This is a genomic window from Staphylococcus canis, assembly GCF_016238445.1.
GTDB classification, from domain to species: Bacteria; Bacillota; Bacilli; order Staphylococcales; family Staphylococcaceae; genus Staphylococcus; species Staphylococcus canis.
Genome location: NZ_JABANU010000030.1, coordinates 1 through 20,507 on the forward strand (window position 1 = coordinate 1; position 20,507 = coordinate 20,507).

17 protein-coding genes are annotated in these 20,507 nt (G+C 35.4%); 3 read left to right on the plus strand and 14 right to left on the minus strand.

Annotated elements, in window-relative coordinates; all coding sequences use genetic code 11:
- Positions 1-591: 591 nt before the first annotated feature.
- The 7 genes from HHH54_RS09725 to HHH54_RS09755 all read right to left on the minus strand — a co-directional run bounded on the left by HHH54_RS09725 (position 592) and on the right by HHH54_RS09755 (position 7,890).
- On the minus strand, positions 592-1,656 hold the full coding sequence (locus HHH54_RS09725) for an Mrp/NBP35 family ATP-binding protein (RefSeq protein ID WP_198618643.1): 1,065 nt from the start codon (positions 1,654-1,656) through the stop codon (positions 592-594).
- A 211-nt stretch (positions 1,657-1,867) separates the two neighbouring features.
- Entirely contained in the window at positions 1,868-3,316 is a 1,449-nt protein-coding gene (locus tag HHH54_RS09730; protein ID WP_198618644.1) for an MDR family MFS transporter, read from the minus strand.
- A gap of 117 nt (positions 3,317-3,433) precedes the next feature.
- Positions 3,434-3,898, minus strand: a complete 465-nt coding sequence (locus tag HHH54_RS09735) for a SepA family multidrug efflux transporter (RefSeq protein WP_198618645.1) — start codon at positions 3,896-3,898, stop codon at positions 3,434-3,436.
- A 51-nt stretch (positions 3,899-3,949) separates the two neighbouring features.
- Positions 3,950-5,278, minus strand: coding sequence for a multidrug efflux MFS transporter SdrM (sdrM, locus tag HHH54_RS09740; protein WP_198618646.1), 1,329 nt, complete (start codon positions 5,276-5,278; stop codon positions 3,950-3,952).
- 143 nt (positions 5,279-5,421) lie between these two features.
- Positions 5,422-6,102: a PAQR family membrane homeostasis protein TrhA gene (gene trhA / locus HHH54_RS09745; protein WP_198618647.1), complete on the minus strand. Its 681-nt coding sequence runs from the start codon at positions 6,100-6,102 to the stop codon at positions 5,422-5,424.
- Positions 6,103-6,112: 10 nt separating this feature from the next.
- A complete protein-coding gene (locus HHH54_RS09750; protein ID WP_198618648.1) occupies positions 6,113-7,303 on the minus strand; it encodes a UTP--glucose-1-phosphate uridylyltransferase in 1,191 nt (396 codons plus the stop codon).
- Between the two features lie 80 nt (positions 7,304-7,383).
- Positions 7,384-7,890, minus strand: coding sequence for a metal-dependent hydrolase (locus HHH54_RS09755; protein WP_198618649.1), 507 nt, complete (start codon positions 7,888-7,890; stop codon positions 7,384-7,386).
- A gap of 189 nt (positions 7,891-8,079) precedes the next feature.
- On the opposite strand from HHH54_RS09755, the gene HHH54_RS09760 reads away from it, so the two are divergent.
- A complete protein-coding gene (locus HHH54_RS09760; RefSeq protein ID WP_198618650.1) occupies positions 8,080-8,337 on the plus strand; it encodes a SunI/YnzG family protein in 258 nt (85 codons plus the stop codon).
- 56 nt (positions 8,338-8,393) lie between these two features.
- Here the strand turns inward: HHH54_RS09760 and HHH54_RS09765 are convergent, their stop codons facing one another.
- The 7 genes from HHH54_RS09765 to HHH54_RS09795 all read right to left on the minus strand — a co-directional run bounded on the left by HHH54_RS09765 (position 8,394) and on the right by HHH54_RS09795 (position 16,958).
- A complete protein-coding gene (locus tag HHH54_RS09765) occupies positions 8,394-9,764 on the minus strand; it encodes a YjiH family protein (RefSeq protein WP_198618651.1) in 1,371 nt (456 codons plus the stop codon).
- 123 nt (positions 9,765-9,887) lie between these two features.
- Positions 9,888-10,850, minus strand: a complete 963-nt coding sequence (locus HHH54_RS09770; protein ID WP_198618652.1) for a FecCD family ABC transporter permease — start codon at positions 10,848-10,850, stop codon at positions 9,888-9,890.
- Positions 10,847-11,872 (minus strand): FecCD family ABC transporter permease, encoded by a 1,026-nt coding sequence (locus HHH54_RS09775; RefSeq protein WP_198618653.1) that lies wholly within the window; start codon positions 11,870-11,872, stop codon positions 10,847-10,849. The genes HHH54_RS09770 and HHH54_RS09775 overlap by 4 nt, the downstream gene beginning before the upstream one ends.
- Before the next feature lie 35 nt (positions 11,873-11,907).
- Positions 11,908-12,906: an ABC transporter substrate-binding protein gene (locus tag HHH54_RS09780; protein WP_198618654.1), complete on the minus strand. Its 999-nt coding sequence runs from the start codon at positions 12,904-12,906 to the stop codon at positions 11,908-11,910.
- A 73-nt stretch (positions 12,907-12,979) separates the two neighbouring features.
- Positions 12,980-14,041: an alanine racemase gene (locus tag HHH54_RS09785; protein WP_198618655.1), complete on the minus strand. Its 1,062-nt coding sequence runs from the start codon at positions 14,039-14,041 to the stop codon at positions 12,980-12,982.
- Entirely contained in the window at positions 14,042-15,796 is a 1,755-nt protein-coding gene (locus HHH54_RS09790; protein WP_198618656.1) for an IucA/IucC family protein, read from the minus strand.
- Positions 15,786-16,958 carry an MFS transporter gene (locus HHH54_RS09795; RefSeq protein WP_198618657.1) on the minus strand — a complete coding sequence of 391 codons (1,173 nt, stop codon included), beginning with the start codon at positions 16,956-16,958 and terminating at the stop codon, positions 15,786-15,788. Before HHH54_RS09795 ends, HHH54_RS09790 begins: the two co-directional genes overlap by 11 nt.
- Positions 16,959-17,059: 101 nt before the next feature.
- Between HHH54_RS09795 and HHH54_RS09800 the strand changes: the two genes are divergently transcribed.
- Both HHH54_RS09800 and HHH54_RS09805 read left to right on the plus strand, forming a co-directional pair.
- Positions 17,060-19,012: an IucA/IucC family protein gene (locus tag HHH54_RS09800; RefSeq protein WP_198618658.1), complete on the plus strand. Its 1,953-nt coding sequence runs from the start codon at positions 17,060-17,062 to the stop codon at positions 19,010-19,012.
- A 154-nt stretch (positions 19,013-19,166) separates the two neighbouring features.
- On the plus strand, positions 19,167-20,333 hold the full coding sequence (locus HHH54_RS09805) for an MFS transporter (RefSeq protein ID WP_198618659.1): 1,167 nt from the start codon (positions 19,167-19,169) through the stop codon (positions 20,331-20,333).
- The last annotated feature ends 174 nt before the right edge of the window (positions 20,334-20,507 follow it).

Here is a 20,507-nt window from a genome sequence, read left to right on the forward strand (position 1 = left end):
CTCTCCATATTAGAGTAAGCTTGATATAGCTCTTTCGATTGATTCAGTCAATCAGTCTATCAGTACGTTGTACTGTGTTTTATCGGAATTAACGTTGACATATTGTCATTCAGTTTTCAATGTTCATAAAGTCTTTAAATACCTTAACATATTTTTAAAATGTTAACAAGTATTTAAAATACTTTTCTTATTTTAAAAGCTTTTCTCAAAAGATTCAATAGTAAATTTTACACTTTTAAATCTTCGTTCAAAAAACTTTTGTGCTTTTTTCAGCGACTTTTAAATCATATCAAAGTTGCTAATTAAAGTCAACAATAAATTTCAATTTTTTTGTCGTTTATTGTTTTAGCGATTTCGTTCGCTCACAAGAACTTATTCTATACAATTTGAACTTACATTGCAACCCCCAATTTAAATTTTTTTAATCTTTTTCTAGTCATGCGTGTAAATATATTTTTATATTAACTTTATAAACTTATATCGTATGTAAATCATTCTTTAAATACACTATTTACAATTATCTTATTATCTATAAACTCAAAAAAGAGGCAGAGCTTTCTATGATATAGCTCCACCTCATATTTTAGCTTATTATTTTTGTGTTTTATCTATAATTTTTTTAGCCATTGACTGATAAATTTTCCCGATTTGATCTTCCGGTTGATAAATAGAAGGTGAGAAATCTTTTGGCTCCCATGTTGGTTGTCCTAGTGGAAGTTGTCCTAATAATTCAACTTGTAATTCGTCCGCTAGTTTTTGACCACCACCTTGTCCAAAAACATATTCTTTATTGCCTGTTTCTTTACTTTCAAAATAAGACATGTTTTCAATAACACCTAAAATAGAGTGCTCTGTATGCTTAGCCATAGCCCCAGCTCTAGCCGCAACAAAAGCAGCAGTTGGGTGTGGTGTTGTTACAATAATTTCTTTACTTGAAGGTAACATTGTATGTACATCTAACGCAACATCTCCTGTGCCTGGTGGTAAATCAAGTACTAGGTAGTCTAAGTCTCCCCATTTCACTTCAGTAAAGAAGTTCGTCAACATTTTACCTAGCATTGGACCACGCCAAATTACGGGTGCGTTTTCTTCAACAAAGAAGGCCATTGAAATTACTTTAACACCGTGACGTTCAACAGGTAGTACCGTTTTGCCTTCAATACCTGGCTTTTGATCAATCCCCATCATGTCCGGTACACTAAATCCATAAATATCAGCATCGATTAAGCCAACTCGTTTACCTTCGCGTGCAAGTGATACTGCAAGGTTTACTGCAACTGTTGATTTACCAACGCCACCTTTACCTGAGGCAATCGCAATAAATTCTAAGTCGTTATCACCAGCAAGGTACGATTCGATCGTTTGTTGTTCTTTTTCTTCAGTACCTCCAAATTTTTCAACTGTTTCTTTTGGCAATTCTTCAAAACGTATGCCAACTGTTTTAGCACCATTTTCTTTAAGTTTTTCTACAATTGCCATTTGAGTGTCTAGTTGCGTCTGTCCACCTAATTTTGCAATGGCAACTTTAACACTAACGTGCTCTTTCTCTTCTTTGACAGATACATTCACAATGCCATCTGTTTCTTTTAATGGTTTATTTAAAATTGGATCTTTAATTTCTCCAACAAGTTGTTCAACTTGTTCAACTGTTAACACATGGAACATCTCCTTTTAATACACATTTGATTTTAGTTTATCAAAATTCTAAGCGCTTGCATAAGGTAAAATCTTAAAATTTAATAAATACGGGAGTTCCCTACATTGATTACACTTTATTTTACAAAATATAAAAAGCACCATCCAAATCAAAGACCTGAATGATGCTATCGACAAGACGTTTCTTGAGTTAATAGAATGACATGCGTTTTTAACTTAATTTACGTACATGTTTATGTTTTTTCTCTTTACCACGATCACGAATAAAGAAACTGATAATTAATCCAATGGCTAAGAATCCAGAAGTTACGGCGAATGCAAGGTTCACACCTGAAGCCATTGCTTCACGTGTTGCAATTTCGCTTGCCATGCCTGTAGTTGGTTTGTAAATTAATGCACCAAGAGACATCATTGTAACCATTAATGCCGTACCCATTGAACCAGAAATTGTTCTTAACGTATTCATTATTGCTGTTCCGTGCGATACCATATGGTTTGGTAATGCGTTAATTCCAGCTGTATTTAAAGGCATCATTAACAATGAAATTGAAAACAATCTTACTGTATAAACAATAATAATATAAGTAAACGACGTATGAGCTGTAAGATGTGTCATCATCAATGTTGAAATAAGTAAAATTGTAAAACCTGGAATAACTAATATACGCGCCCCTACTTTATCATAAATTCGTCCTGTTACTACTGACATAATCCCGTTGATAATAGCACCTGGCAAAATAACTAATCCTGATAACATTGCTGAAAGTGCTAATGAGTTTTGGACATAAATTGGAATAAGTAATGCAGGACCTACCATTGATGTGAAAGCAATCATTGATGTAATAGATGTAAGTGTAAAAGTAGGTGTAAGGAATGCACGTAGATTTAATATTGGATTATCAATTTTAAGTTGTCTCGTAATAAAGAAAGCTACAATAATGATACCAACAATGATACTGATAATAACAACCATATCATTAAATCCGCGTACCCCAGCAATACTAAATCCGTATAACATAATACCGAATCCAAGTGTTGAAAGTACGACCGAAAACTTATCTAAAACGACATTTTTAGTTACACTATAATCTTTCATATATATGAATCCGAAAATAAACCCGATAACCGCTACAACGACAACGACTAACAGTGGTGCTCGCCATGAATAGTTATCGACTAGGATACCAGATAATGTGGGACCTATAGCAGGTGCAAATTGGATGACTAGACCTGAAAGGCCCATCGCAAATCCACGTTGATTTTTAGGAAATAATGTAAAAAGCGTAAATTGTGTCAGTGGCATAATGACACCTGCACCCATTGCTTGAATGACACGTGCTGTCATGAGCACACCAAAATTTGGTGCAAGCATCGCAACGATAGAACCAATTAAAAATGTTCCCATCGCAGCAATATATAATTTACGTGACGGTATACGATCCATAAAATAGGCTGTCAACGGAATCATAATACCGTTAACGAGCATAAACCCTGTCACAAGCCATTGGGAAGTACTTTCATGAATTTCAAGCCCTCTCATTATGGCTGGAAGTGCAGTATTTAAAAGTGTCTGATTCAAAATCGCTATAAATGCACTGATGAGCATAACTGCGACAATAATATTCCGTTGTTGCTTATCAATGACTACGTTGTTCTCCATACGCATCCTCCTATTAACTTTATCACAATATAATATTTTACGATGATAAAGTTAGCTTAGCAAAATATCTGTTTCATTCATCACCCATGAAAGCGCTACATCACAGCAATTACAGTCTTATTTTTTTTGATTTAAGTCTTCGGAATCGGGATAAAAGATTTCTTTACATAGATAAAGAAAAGCAATAATTACCATAAGCACCCATAAATCTATATGCACTTTCTCATAATGAATATGAATCAAAAAGTAAAACATAATAACCATTAAACTGTATGTTAATAAATGAAAAGTTAATCCCTGTAAATAAGGGTGATGAGGTAACTTTTTGCGTAGCCACTCCATCACATATTCCACTATAAAAGAGGTAAAATAACCAAAAACGATATAACTTCCATAATAAATTAAATTTTCATAAAAGCCTTGGTTATACGTAAATGTCCCTAAGCCAAAGTAAATGAGTATTCGACTTAATCCGTATAATCCAAAAGCAAGCATGATAAGAAAAGTCATACCAGAAATTACAAATATGGAGAGTATGATTAATAACGATAATAAGTTAAAAACATTAAACTTACCTTTCATTATACATCCCTCCTCCAATCATCTTTATTTGTTTACCCCATTTCACCAAAACTACATCAATGATTTTCGCGATTTCATCATCCATATCATTAATAAAATAGTAATAAGTACAATACTAAATATCATAATATTTTGTATAGGTACATGCGTAAACTGCAATTTTAGTGCATAGATATACCCAATCACTGCTGAACCAACAGAGTTACCAAGATTACGTGACAACGTGAATAAAGACATCGATTTTTTCATATGTTCAGATGACACATGTTCTTGAACAAGTACACTATCTTTAGTATAAGCCGTACCAAAACTCATACCTGTAAAAAATAATACAATAGCAATTACTATAGGATGAAACGCATTAAAAATGAGTAGTAATGATCCTAATATAAGGATACTAAATGCAGTGATGTAAAGTGCTTTAATTGATAACTTCATCTCTATTTTATCTAAATTAAAATTTAAGAATAACCATCCAATTGATAATGGAAAAATGACTAAACCACTCTGCAAAGGAGTCAATCCTAATGTGTCTTGTAAATACGTTGGAATAAAAACATTAAATGCAATTAGCACCATGGCTACTATAAAATCTGTAAAGAAAGCAAATTGAATTAACGATTTAAACTCTTGAATAGGAATAAACGATACTTTTTTACCTTTGGAATACCGCACTAAATAGAATGCAATACCCACAAAAAGTAATAAAGCGATGACATTCATCCACAAGTGCTCTGTATACAATACAGCAAACATCAATAACATGATCATTACATAAAAGAGGAACATTCCAAAGTAGTCAATCGCATGTTTAGATAGATTTTCAGATTTAAATTGATAGGCATATAAGACAAATCCTACCGCAATCAACCCTATAGGGATATTAATAAAAAAGAGCCAATGCCACGTTGACACTTCTAGTATAAATCCACCTAAGAATGGACCTAGAATACTTGAAATCCCCCATACACTCCCTACAATACCCATCACTTTATAGCGAAAAGGTATTTCAAAAGCAAGTTTAGGTACAATTTGTGCAATTGACATATTAACACCAGCACCAATACCTTGAATGAAACGCGCAAATACAAGCATCTCAAAACTTGTACTTAGTCCTGAAAGTAGACTCGCCCCAATAAATAATATTAATCCTATTAATGTGACATAAATGATTTTGATTCGGGACATGAGTTCACTAAGGATTGGAATTGCTAAAACAATCCCTACAAAATACACTGTAAATACTAACGATATAGGAAGTTGCGCATTTAAATCATCACGCATAGTCGGTAAAGCAAGTGATACGATAGACGATTCAATTGCTGCCATAAACATGATGAGTATAAGCGAGAAAATAACACTAATTCGTTTAAATCCCATATCACTCATCCTTTCTTAGTAGTTCAATTTCGATTAAAAGAAAAAATCGAATTATTATGCACTGGTCACGCGTATAATAATTCGTCTTTCTCGAACTTCAATTATTAATAAACACATACTGCTATCAATATGTATTCGCTCAATTACATAAAATAAAGTATGCCAATAAAGTGAAAAATCGATGCAAGTAAAATAAATAGGTGCCAAATCATATGAAAATATGGCTTATTTTTTTGTGCATAAAACCAAGCACCAATCGTATAGGCCACACCGCCTAAAAATATGAACAATAAAAATAACCACAATCCTTCATGAATAATAATTGGTAAATAAATAATACCAACCCATCCCATAATTAAGTAAATCAATAAACTTAACTTAGAATTCACATGCGTGGATATTGCTTTATATAGGATACCCCAGATGGTCGTTCCCCAAAGAATAACCATAATCGTCCAACCTAACCATCCACCGACGAGTACTATTGAAACAGGTGTATATGAACCTGCAATCGCGACATAAATCATACTATGGTCGATAATACGTAAAACATACTTATGTTTTGAAGCTTGTTGCATCGTATGATACACCGTTGATGACATAAACATCATAAACAAACTAATTACAAAGACAGATACACTTATCGCCATCCATACACCAGATGTAATATAGCTGTATACTGCAGCATAAGGCAATAATAAAAGCATAAGGAACGCAGCAACACCATGTGAAACTGCGTTACCTACTTCTTCACCAAAAGAAAGTGGTGCAATATCTTTAAAAGTATGTTTTCGAGGACTTCGTGTAGCTTTAGTGACTGACATATCGTCACCCCTATTCAATAATATTTAAACGTTTTAAGTCTTCTGTTGCTGTTTCTACACTATCTTTACCTTCTCGATTTTTAAGCGGACTAAATTCTTCGTCTCTTGGCACTTGAAGTGTCATAAATGATGTTGCATATTTAAAAATATCGAAATAGAATAATTCAAATTTTAATGTTGGTCGTTTAACAATACCAAAATCCTCATCAAGTTGTTCTAATTCTTTAATAGCTAAATGGTAAGGTAAAGCTTTATCCACAGCTGCTTGAATAAATGGTACCTTAAAAGCATGAATACCGATATTTGCATTTTTTAATGTATTTGCAACTTCAGGATCAAGTTCTGAATATTCGAGTACTCTATCCTTGCCATCGCTGACAACAAGACGCCCAACACTTTCATATGCTTTTGGCTCTATAGATTTTGATGTAACATCTTTATGATGATGAACCGTAAAGCCTGCAAACACAGGATCTAAAACGCGAACGAGTACATTATCAATGTTATTCATAAAAATGTAGTCATTACCGCGGTCTACCATTTGTTGTAAGTAACCTGCACGATCTAATGATTTAAATACACCACCGTTACCATTTGGTGTTTCCATGATGAGACCGTCTGTATTAAAAAGGAGTTGTCCTTTTTCATTGAGTGCAATGATATTGTCTTGTTTAAAGAAATAAATATGATTAGCATCATAACCAAAATAATCATGTTGCTCGAAATAAGCACGTGTCTCCTCATCATTGATTTCACTTGTCATAATGTACCAATCAACTGTATAACCAGTTTGGGATTTTAAATCAATTAATTGGCGGGCTTGCAATTCAAAGAGACTCACGCCTTCAATTTCGAATGATCCTTTAGGGCCCTTATAGCCTAATCTAGTCCCTTGACCACCTGCTAAAAGTAATACAGCAAACTGACCCGCTTTAATCGCAGCAATCCCTTTTTCATAGTACATATCACGAACCTCTTCTGATAAGGTTGCTTTACGTTCAAAGTTGATTTCTTGGATATTTGAAACATCTTCAATTTTAGTCTGATTGAGATAAACTGCTTCATACATGTCTTTGATTTCTGATAAGTCAAGTTCATCTACTTTTGATTTTAATCGTTCTTTTTCATTAGAACACATCATTTTTTCATATTCTATAAGATGTGCTTGATTATACTTTTCAAGTTTATTTTTATCTAACATATTGAGATACTCTCCTTTAGCCATAAACTAGGACAAGTCATTCATTTTATTCCCCATTCATCTTTAATAAAATTACATCATTAAGATAGTAAATGCTGTAAAATGCTTTTCATAGTAGATTCAAATAATACAAACATTGTCATAATACTAAATGTTGATGCAAGTGATAAATCTACGATACCCCCTGTTTTAAAATGGATAGGGAAACGCACACGTATTGGCAGTGGAAAGAATAACTTCACGCCACGTGGTGTTAACATATCTAATATCACATGGGAAATCATACCACAAATTACACCAATCATATAGTAAAGTGGTGTTTGAAGCATATGTAAAAGGAAATAAAAGATGAAAATAAACAAAATTGAATGTGTCAATGTACGATGGCCAAACATATGTTTTACCAATAAACTCAATAAGCGAAAATGCCTCCCAATCTTACTTTGAGTATGACAAATATCTGGAAAAATGGATGCAACCCCTGATAAGACAATACATGTTACACTTTCGAATAAGTCAAGTTGAAAATGTCTAGAAACAACTGCACCAATCAGTAGTCCAGCTGCAGAATGTGTTTTACCAGTCATTGTAACCTCCTTTCATACATAGACGCATTATAGCATATTTCCCCATAAAACACGAACACATTTTCGGTGTTAACACATTTAATTATTAGTATGACACATTTTAAAAATTAGTATCTCATATTACTTGTCAAAACGTTTTCATTCAGTTATACTGTGACTAACAAATAAGTTAAAGGATGTGTCGTACAAATGGCAATGACAGTTAAAAAGACGGACAAAGAAGTACATATTCAATGGAGAGTTGCAGACATTCACATTCCTAATGAAAAAATTGTCAACGTTAGTGAAGATAGAGACATTCATGCAGTACCTGAAGATGATAAAAAAGTATCACGTATCGGTTCTACATTTGGTAAAACAAATCGTGTAATCATTGATACTGATGATCATCAATACATCATTTACACATTTAATGATAAAAAAGTATATAACGAAGTCACGAAATAGACGATTTCTAATAGATAACCCCGCATCTCAAACATGCGGGGTCTTTTTTATACTTTTTAAAATACAAGGTAAGCGATAATTACAATAATTGGTAATGTAATTACTGTACGTATTAAAAAGATTGCAAATAACTTCCATAAACTTACTGGAATTTTTGAACCTAAAATCACGCCACCAACCTCAGATAAATAAATTAATTGACATACACTTAATACTCCTACAACGAAACGTGTGAGTTCACTTTCAACACCTTGAATTAAAATAGACGGTAAAAACATATCCGCAAACCCAATAATCAACGTTTCTGATGCTTTCGTTGCGTCAGGCAAATGCATCCATTCAAGTATAGGCACAAATGGTGTACCAATAATTGTAAATATTGGTGTATAGGTCGCAAGAATAGTTGCAAGCGTACCAATTGTCATAACTACAGGGATTACTGCAAACCACATATCTAAAACAGTTTTAACTGCTGTCGCTACATATAACTTAAAATTCGGTGCATAATAGCCTGTTTCAACCGCTTCTTCATACCCTTTTTTAATCGTGGCTTTATAATCAACTTGCGCATGCTGATGACGTTCTGGTGCTTGACCATTCATATACGTATCTTCTACTTGGCGAAGCGGCCAAATTCTAGGCATAATTAAAGCTGCCACAAAACACGCTATAATCACCGCACCGTAGAAACTCATAAAATAATCCATTAATCCTAATGTATCAATAATCACGATCGCAAATGTTAACGAAACAACACTGAACGTTGTAGAAATAACAGTTGCTTCCCTTCTAGTATAAAGACCGCGCTCATACTGTTTACTTGTAATCATAACACCTACTGTACCGTCTCCAATAAATGAAGCTAAATTATCTACTGCTGAACGTCCCGGTAGTGTAAACAATGGACGCATCACTGGCTTAAATACTGGTCCTAAAAACTCTAATAATCCATACTCAAGTAATAATGGTAAAAATATAGCCGCAAAAAAGAATACAGCTACAAGAGTTGGCAATAAATCAGAAAAGATTAATTGTCCCGTATCCTCAGAATAAATCCACGAAACGCCCCACTTAAAATACGTTAACCACACAAATAGGACTGCAAGGACACGTACAAGTACCCAAGTCCAAGTCACTTTAAATGTATGCACCATAAATGAAGGGACTGACTGGTGCTTGACTGGGATTAAACTGTAAATGACTGTTAGAATACCTGACAATGTAACAATTAATAAAATAATCCATGGCATTGCTGGTCCAACAAATGATTTAAATAGTGATGCTAAATAAGCAATCGGTAAAGTTGTCGTAGTCGTGCCATCTTCTGTCACTGGTACTGGGATTAAGAACAAAATAATACCTAGTAATGATAGTATAAAAAATTTCGCTTTACCTATATTTTGTTGTGTTCTAGTTAGTTTTTCCATCCTTGTAACACCTTTCATCTAAGCAAAAAATGCCTCTTTCCTATGCATAATTATTATACAGAGGAAAGAAGCATTACGCAATAACAAAATGAATAAAGATTCATATTTACGTATATTAAATAATCACATTTTTCGTAATACATATAAGAAGTACGGCGCGCCGATAATCGCAATTAATACACCGACTGGAATGTCAATAGGCGGTGCAATAATACGTGCAATACCATCGGCACATACCATCAGTAATCCACCGATTAATCCTGACATTATAATGATATGTGTATGCTTATGTCCTACGATGCTACGCGCAATGTGCGGTGCGATTAATCCTAGAAAACTTAAACCACCAACGACAGAAATCGCTGCACCTGCAAGCATCACAGATAATAAAAGTAATAGCATTTTTGTTCGATTTACATTTGTACCAACTGCTGTTGCGACGTCTTCACCAAGATGCAAAATATCGAGCTTTCGACCATTGATCAATATAATCGGAATGGCAATAACAAGCCATGGCAAAATTGCATAAACATGTTGCATAGATCGACCAAACAAACTTCCAGTCAACCAAACTAACGCAATATTCGCTTCCATTGGGTTTCTGATTAATAAATATTGCACTACTGCCATAGCAATTGCTCCAATGGCCATACCGATTAGTGCGAGTTGAGAGCCTTTAATGCCTTTGTAACTAATTAATAGCGATAAAATAATACTGATTGCGACAGCACCAATGAACGATGCGAGTGGCAGTATAAATAAGGGTGCAGATGGAAATACGATGATGACAATAACCGCAGTTAAGCTTGCCCCTTTTGTAATCCCGATAACATCCGGTGATGCAAGCGGATTTCGTACAATACCTTGTATTACTGCACCAGAAATCGCGAGCGCGGCACCGACTAACACTCCTAGAATCATACGTGGTAGACGATATTCTTGTAATATAAAGTTATCGCCATGCCATATTTCTGAAATCACTTCTTGTGGCGACATCAATACAGCTCCAGCACCTAAACTTAGAACTGAACCAACAATGAGTAATAATACAACGATTATATAGCGTTTTGTATAATTAATATTCATCGTGCTTTCACTCCTCTCATTGTAATCAATAAGAAGTACAGAGCACCGACAAATGATGTAACAATACCTACGGGCGATTCAAATGGGTAGGCAATCAATCGGCTTAACACATCTGAAATCAGTAATAAATTTGCACCCATAATCATTGATAATATAATAATTAAAGTATAATTACGACTGACATAGTACTTCACAATATGAGGCACAATTAAACCGACAAACCCAATGGGCCCTGCAACAGCAACACTTGAACCTGCAAGTACTACTACAATTACACCTGCTAATGCGCGAATCAGTTTCGTGTTTTGACCAAGCCCTGTCGCCAACTGATCTCCTAAATCTAATATCGCCAATTGTCGTGCTAACAGTAGCGAAGCAATGAGTCCACCTACTATCCAAGGTAGAACTTGAATAATATTCGGCCACTTAATCGTATGAATGGCACCAACTAACCAAAACATTACCGTTGTCGTCGCATCTTCATTTAATAAAATAATCCCTTGCGTCAAACTTGTAAAAAAGAGATGAATCGTCATCCCCGCTAAAGCTAACTTAACAGGTGTCATTCCCTTAGTTGTATCTGCTAACATATATACAGCTAATCCGCCTAAAAAGGCACCGATGAATGCAAACACTACAGAATTTGCTGCAAGACTTGGTACTAATACAGTGATTAAGACGACTGTGAAAGATGCACCCGCATTAACCCCAAAGATTTGTGGAGAAGCTAATGGGTTACGCGTAATCGCCTGCATCAACACACCTGCAACAGCCAACGCAGCACCTAACAATAAAGCACCAATCATACGAGGCATACGAACATTATGTATTAAGAATGTTTCTTTTGTCTCTTTTAAATGAAACATATAATCAATTAATGAGTTGAAATGAATCTGAGATGAACCCATTGCAAGATTTAAAAATATAGCAACAATAAGAAAACATACGCTCACACAAAATGTGAGCGTATTGCGTTTTCTTTGGTGATGTCCATCTTTAATTGTTGAGGTTACTTTTGACATAAGAAATCACCTTTATTCAAAACTTTAAAAGAAAATTATTTTTCTTTGCCTTCTTCTTTAGAAATTTGAGCTAGTTCTTTTGCAATCTCTTCAGATGAGATTAATCCACGTGATTTCGCCCAAGTTAAACGATCTACAACATGTACACGATCGTTTTGAACTGCATCAATTTTATCCCAAACAGGGTCTGCTTTCATTTTAGCATAAAATGGGTCGTCTTCACCATTGACCATGACAAACATACGTTCAGGATTAATTTCAGATAATTGTTCTGAGTTCATATTGAGGTAAGGCGCATTTAAATATTCTGGTAACGTATCTGCTACTTCTTTTGTTAATGCTTCTTTAAATCCTAACTCTTTTAAGAATTGACCAACATATGACTTATCTGAATGTGCGAGTGCACCTGATTGTGAAATAACCATTGGTAACACTTTTAAGTCTTTATCCATTGAAATTTCTTTTTTGTATTTGTCAATCATTTTGTTGTGTTCTTTTAAACGTTCTTCTGCTTTATCATCTTTTGATAACGCTTTACCAATTGTTTTAAATGCTTTGATATTGTCTTGGTAATTTGAATCTAAACTTGGTAATAAAATTGTTGGTGCAATTTTATTAAGTTGCTCATATGTTCCTTTATGACGGTTGTTGTCCGCGATAATTAAATCAGGTTTTAACTCACTAATTACTTCTAGGTTAGGTTGTTTACGCGCACCTACTGATTTGTAGTCGCCAATATTTTTACGAATTGGCTCGATGATATTGTTTTTATCACCATCATCTGCAATACCAACAGGTTTAACACCTAATGCGGCAAGTGCGTCTACAAATGAATACTCAAGTGCTACAACACGTTTAGGTTCTTCTGGAATTGTTGTTTTACCACCATCGTGTTCAATTGTTACGCCTTTCCCCGAATTGTCTGAGCTGCTTTTCTTATCTGAGTTGCCTGAATCACTTACGCTACTACACGCTGCCATAATCAATATGATTGTAAGCAATAAAGCTAAACTTAATAACTTTTTCCCTCTCACAACTGTCTCTCCTTTAACTATGTAATACACTTCTTACTTTTAGTTTAATTGATAACGATTCTCATTGTCAATATCATTTTGAAAAACTTTTTATTTTTGTTGATTTAAATCCGTCAATCAACGCTTCAATCCCATCATCATGCGTGTAATGCTTTGTCAAATAAGGCATATGCATACTTTGAGCAATCGCATTATAACTCATCTGAAAAATTATACGGTCTCCGAGTTGATAATAGTCTGTCATCCCTAAATCAACCAAAAGAATATCACTGGTGCTACCTATTATTTTTAAATGATCGTCTACTACTGTTAAACCATTAACATTTGTATCCAACTGACCGATATCCACTAACGCTTGCATATACGTTTCGTTACTTTCTATATCATATCTAGGTTTAATTTCAATTATGCGTCCCTCAAGTAAAAAGGCATCTTCATAAAGTTGTGGAACTCGTTCGTTATACGACGTTTCATAACCACGCAACCAGGTTTCACCAATTCTAAGTTGATTGATACGACCAAGGTCTTGAGTCATCATTAAGGACAGCATACTAGAATTCCCACCAGATATGATTTCAAATTGAACCCCTGACTCCGCTTCAACTTTCATAATAAATTGATGTATTCGTTCAATATCTTCGTGTGTTGGTGGTAAGGGTCTAAAACACATAAAGTTAAAGGCTAATCCTAAAAGTCTAATCCCATCAAGTTGTTGAACATCCTGAACCATCTCAATCACTTCTTCAGCGAGTGCACCCTCACGTCCATCTTTCCAATCCACCATAATCAAAATCGGATGAATGACGCTTTTCTCAATTGCACCTTCATTCAAACTTTGAATGGTTGCACGTTCTGTTTGAATACTGACGCTTGTTAAATCGACAACGTCCGTCACTTCATTGGGAGAAGCGCCTTTGATCATCATATAATGAATATCACTTTTGTGGTCAATGAGCGAAAGCCTTGATTCAGCAACCGAGTCAAAACCGACTGATTGTAATACTTCAAGAATCTTTGCATCACCTGCGACACCTTTAGTCACGGGTATCATCTGAATACCACGCTTTGTTAATAAGTGTTGCAACATGACGGCGTTGTATCTCAATTTACTTAAATTAATGTGCAATTGTGCCAACTAAGACACCTCTCCTTTTAATGGATTATCCAGTTGAATTTGAACGTATTTCTTCACTTTTTGTTGCATACGCATATTGAGCAAGGCTTTAACTGTTACTGTCTCACCAAATAAAATGCGCTTTAATGCTTCTGAATGTGCTTGGCGATCTTGAATTGCATGTGTCACAACTTCTTTGACAATACTGTACATATTCACTTCTGATACATCATAATGCGCATGAAAGTGATGAATCAGTGTACCAAGTTGATTTTGGATCACTGCATGTTGAAATTTCGCAATGACATCATCAATATTATCCGCAATTAAACTCGTATTCGTCACTTCAACATCAGGAATTTGAATCTTTAAAGTGTTAAAGTCAATACGCGTACCTCCTAAATCTCTTACAATAAAACGGTAATCATGCGTATCGAGATCCACTTCAACTATCGTATTTTGTTGGTGCGCTTCTAAAGCAATGCCATATGTTTGGATATATCCAATTAATGGTGTCACGAGACGTTCAGTAAATTGACGGATAAAGTGGTAAATCGTATCCCTATTGATTTTACCGTATAGATATTCAATTAAACTATCGACTGTTACTTGACCATCTACAGGATTATATTGCGTCAATGCTGCAGTCACGAGTTGTAAAGCGTCTGCACGTTCTTCTGGTGCATGGCGAATAATCATCGCAAACTGTCGTGCTAGATCTGGATCCACATCAATATATGCACCATAGGGTTCTGTCGCAACTTTTAATGACGGGTAAATTTCTAATAAGCCTTGTAATTGATGACTTAACTTTGGCCCATCGACTGTCGTTACTGTCGAAACTGTACGTACGGCACTTGTTGCTTGTACATTGACTGGTAACTTCACATGAAACGGTTTATTTTGAAGTTGCATCGTTCGGAATGATAAGGTCGCTTTACTTTGTACATGGAATGGCGTTGGAATAATACGGTGTGCAGCGATATCTGCTTTGAACCGCTCTACAATAACATTGTCATATTGCCATGGATGTACAAACATCACGCGATACTGTGTTAAAGATTTATCGTACGACGCTATAAACTCTTCCAACTGAGTGTGATATTCAGGAATCACTTGATTTAAAATAAAATTGTCATCCTGTTGCATCGCTGTCTCAACTAGGTTGTGTTTATCAACTAGGACAATACGTAGTGGTATATCTTTCATAAATTCAGGTGCATAATGTTTCATTTCATCTGATGTTAATGGCAATTTTGTTTTTGTTAAAGGATGTGATGGATGCCCTTCCCAAATCATGCCTTCTGTATAACCTAACCCTGAGTTCGTTTGATTATATTTTGACAACCACATTATAAAATTTTGTCGCTTTTCTATATTCGAATGCTTAAATTGATACGTATGTATAGCTGTTCGCGCTTGATATTGTGCGTAGCTTAACGCTAAACCTTGTCGGCTGGAAATCAATTCCTCACGTAAGCGTTCATGAAATTCAAGATCAAAATGCATCTCTAAATACTGTAGTAACATCTCTAAACTTGACACTTCAATTTGAGTTTCTGGATTGATATACAGTATCGGTCCAGTTAAGTCAAACTGATAAAATGCACTTTGGGTTGTAAATGTTGCCTGTAAAAGATGTGACTGTCGTTTAACGCTAATAGAATGGTCTTTGATTTCAATTTGTACATCATCTGGAAAAATCCCTTCTTTCACGCAGGCTAAGAAGACTCGATATTGAATATTTTGATCTGCTTGTTGTGTATTAACGCTCATGACTAACGCCTCCATTCAAAATCATATTAATGATATACCCAAGTGTTGCGATAACTATAGTCGCAATACCCATAATTAAAAAAGTTTGTAAAATACCAAATGCTTCTGAAATCATTCCCATTAGCATGGCACCTAACGGTATCATACCGCGATCCATCATAATAACACTTAAAATTTTCCCTCTATGTTCATCTTGACTATCATTTTGAAAATAAATTCGATTCGATGTGCGTGCGATTTGTCCCATTAACCCTACTAAAAATATGACGATAAATAATGCATAAACACCTGCAGGTTCAATCAGTAAAAGTCCTACACCAAACAAAATTGAACTTACAAAATAGACGTGAGCAGTTTTAAAATAGTTTAAAATTTTGGGTATACATATAGTGGCAATAATGCCACCAATTGCACTCATCGTCATTGCAGTTCCAAATACAGTTGAATTATTTGGAAATCTGTAGTCGGTTAAGATTGGCATCATTGTGGTATAACAATATCCCGTTGCCATAATTAAAAAAGATGTAAACATCAGACGTCTTCCAGCATGGTGCGTTTTTAAATATTGCCAAGCAACTGCTAAAGACTGAGTCGATTGAGATGTTGTACGTTCTGTTTTAATATGAAGCGGTAAACACATCATGAGTGAGATGAGATAACATAAAGATTGTACAACAAATGCAGCGTATACATCGAATAGCGCGATTAAAAAACCTGCGAGTGCTGGACCGATAGAACGACAAACATTTAATATAAATGAGTGGTATGACACAGCTTTTGACACACTTAAACGGTTAGAAAGTTCTGGTAAAATTGCTTGACGTACCGGTGTTTCAAGCGCACTAATGACACCACGTATCAGCGCATAAAAGTAGAGTATGTATATGGACACATCTCCTGTAATAATCAGGACTGTCAACATTGTTGTCGTAATGAGTGAACAGCTCACACTTATTTTCACAAGCAGACTTTTCGAATAGCGATCAGCTAACGCGCCTGCCCATAAACTTAAAATAAATATCGGAACTAATCTGAAAAAGTTAATATATGCAAGATCTAAAGCATTATGATTGATTTGATACGCAAACCAATTTAATGCAATTTGTCCTGTCCAATTACCTAGAAATAAGAAGAATGAACTTGAGAAAAACCATTTGACCAAAATCAATCACCCTCTTCAATTGATAATCATTCTCATTTCCGATATGATGAATTATACGAATCATCGTCTCATTTGTAAAATAAAAAGAACGAGGTGTTCCAATGGATTCAAATCAAAATGTCACTAAAGATGATTTAACACACTTAACTCAAGAAGAAATGGCGTGCTATGAAACGCTTACTCAACATGATAGCGTATGGGCACAAGCTTTCTTAGATTATGTTCAATACGGACGGGATAAAATTACCGCCCGCCTTGTAAGTTCTATTTACCGTGAAAATTTAGTGCAAGGTTTTGATCATGCACGTATATTACATGCCCATCAATTACCAGAATCTCCAATTCATTCAGGTGATGTGCTATCACTTCATTTTACATATACAAAACAAACGCTTTGTAGTGCTATTGTTGGCATACATGCGTTTCGTCGAATTGATGTCCAAGGTCCTTTTTATTGGCAAGACGGTCATCATTTTAAACGTGTTGCGCATCCAAATGAGATATTAGATATCATTATTCAAGAAGACGACACGTATCAAGGGGATGCTGCGGAACAATTTCGCGATGATCTTGAAAACAGTGCGGCCAATATGATTATGGCCATAAGTTATCAATCATTATATGGTCATCCCATGAATATTGATACTTTAACGAGAGAATCGGACCCTTATCTGTTATCTGAAGAGCGTGTGATTGAGGGCCATCCGCTTCATCCAGGCGCCAAATTACGTAAAGGGATGACAACGTTTGAAACGATGCGCTATGCTTCGGAATACAGTCAACCGATAAATCTTAAATTCATACTTGTACATCAAGATGTTATTCGCGTACAAAGTGTCCATCATTCCTATACTCAAACCGTTTTTCAAATGTTTGATGGTCTTAAAAAAGCAGCTCAAGCGGCATTAACTACTGAATCATTAGATACGTATCACGTCATGATTGTCCACCCATGGCAATACGACCATGTTATGGACAAAGATTATACTGATGCATTACAGTCTCGTAGCATTATTCCGATCGACTACACACATACGTATTATGCAGGCCTATCATTCCGTACATTAATGCCTAAGTATCCAGATGTATCACCACATATTAAATTATCAACAAATGTGCATATTACGGGTGAAATTCGAACGCTTTCCGAACAAACTACGCATAACGGCCCACTCGTCAGTCAAATCTTAGATGATATTACAGCCAATGATACATGGTTTGACACTGTACCGGCACAACACATTGCCGAAATTGCCGGGGCACATTTTTATCAATCTAAAGATGCTGATGCAGTACAAGAACGTCGAAGTGAACAATTAGGTACACTCTATCGTCGCAATGTATATCACTATGTAGAACCTGATACAATTCCTGTCATCGCTTCAAGTCTCATTGTGGCAGACTCGAAAACAGATATCCCTTTAATTATAGCGTTAATTGAACGTTATATTTCAATACATCCAGAGTTAGAAACATCAGAAGCCATTAGACAGTGGTTCCAAACGTATGCGACAGCGCTTATTGATTTTGTGATACCATTATTGGTTAAGTATGGCATTGCTTTAGAAGCACATTTACAAAATACGATAGCTGTGTTTAACCCTACATCTGGGACATTAAATCAAATGCTCGTTCGGGATTTTGAAGGATTACGCATTGATGCAAAGCAACTTGCCGCGATGAATTATAAAACGGATCACTTCCATGAAAAATCGCGTATTTTAACGGATAGTCAAACATCCGTGTTTAATAAAGCATTCTACTCAACCATTCAAAATCATTTAGGTGAGTTAGTGGCTCCAATTGTGAAGTATTATCATATGCAAGGGTTAGAACAATTATTATGGGATCAAGTACGTATCAGAATCCAGGAATTATTTACTGTCTTTAGAGCAGCGGACCTTGATGAATCACGTTTAGATCGTATCGAAGGTGTTTTCTTCCACGATACTATTGACTATAAATGTGTCACGACAATGCGACTATTGGATGAAGCGCACCACTACACATACGTCAAAGTTCAAAACCCATTAGCATTAAATTCTAGCAATTAATTCATTTATAAAATCTATATTAAAATAAAAAATAGTCAAACTTTCGACACATAAAACAGATTGTGATAGACTTTAAAAGTATGATTTTGCAAGTTGTTTCGATCATAGATTACAATTTTGCATAAAAATAGAATATATTTAAAGGAGTACTACTATGACTGTTATGCGTACATTTACGTTTATGCTGAGCGTGTTTATCGTCGGAATGGTGGAAATGGTCGTAGCTGGTATTATGAATCTGATGAGTGCAGATTTAAATATTTCTGAAGCATGGATTGGACAACTTGTGACAATCTATGCATTTACATTTGCACTTACGGGTCCAATTTTAGTCAAACTTACAGCGCGTTTTTCTCCAAAATCTGTTTTACTGGGTGCTATACTCGTGTTTGTAGTAGGAAATTTAATGATTGCACTCTCCCCTAATTTTATCGTGCTGATTATTGGACGTATCATTTCGTCAGCGGCCGCTGCGCTGATTGTTGTTAAAATTTTAGCTGTAACGGTCGTGTTAGCTAAACCTGAAAATCGCGGTAAAATGCTGGGGATTGTTTATACAGGATTTAGTGGTGCTAATGTTTTTGGTGTACCTATTGGAACATTGATTGGTGACTGGCTGGGTTGGCGTTTTACGTTCGGTCTTATTATTTTGGCAGCCTTAATTTCAGGTTTCTTACTCACAGTATACTTACCGAAACGTTTAGCGACGGACGATGACGTTGAAACAGAATCAACAGCTCAACAACCTATCCAACATAAAGGTGAAGTCGTTAAGTTGTTGGCAATTACATTTTTACTATTAACCGCAAATTCAGTGGCTTATATTTTCATTAATCCACTCATCTTATCTGGAAATCACACGATTCAATTCGTATCACTCGCATTACTCATTGTAGGTGTAGCTGGTATGCTCGGGACATCTATGGGTGGCTATTTTACAGATCAGTTGTCCCCTAAAAAATGGTTATTTACAAGTGTGACGTTATTTATTATTGTGGTCTTAATTGTCAACCAACTGTGGCACACAAGCCTTCTCTTACTCAGCTTCTTATTTATGTTACACATTTTACAATGGAGTACAAATCCTGCCATTCAATCAGCGTTAATTGATCAAGTTGAAGGCGATCACAGTCATGTTATGAGTTGGAACATGTCCGCTTTAAATGCAGGAATCGGCTTTGGTGCATTACTAGGCGGTGTGATTGTTTCAAATATTAGCTTATTTGCGACACATTATGTTTCGGCATTACTTGAAGTCATTGCGCTTATCCTCATTGTAACGATACAAAAACCGAAAAAAACACACAGTTCTCAAGCATAAATTGATACGGCAAACTTCGCATTAAATTGTGAAGTTTGCTATTTTTAAATCGAGTAGGAGAGTAATCATTAATTGACCACTCGTCCTCTCACACCACCGTGCGTACGGTTCCGTACACGGCGGTTCAATATCTTGCGTAAGCAGACTCTGCGAGTCGGGTTAGTGGTACTAATC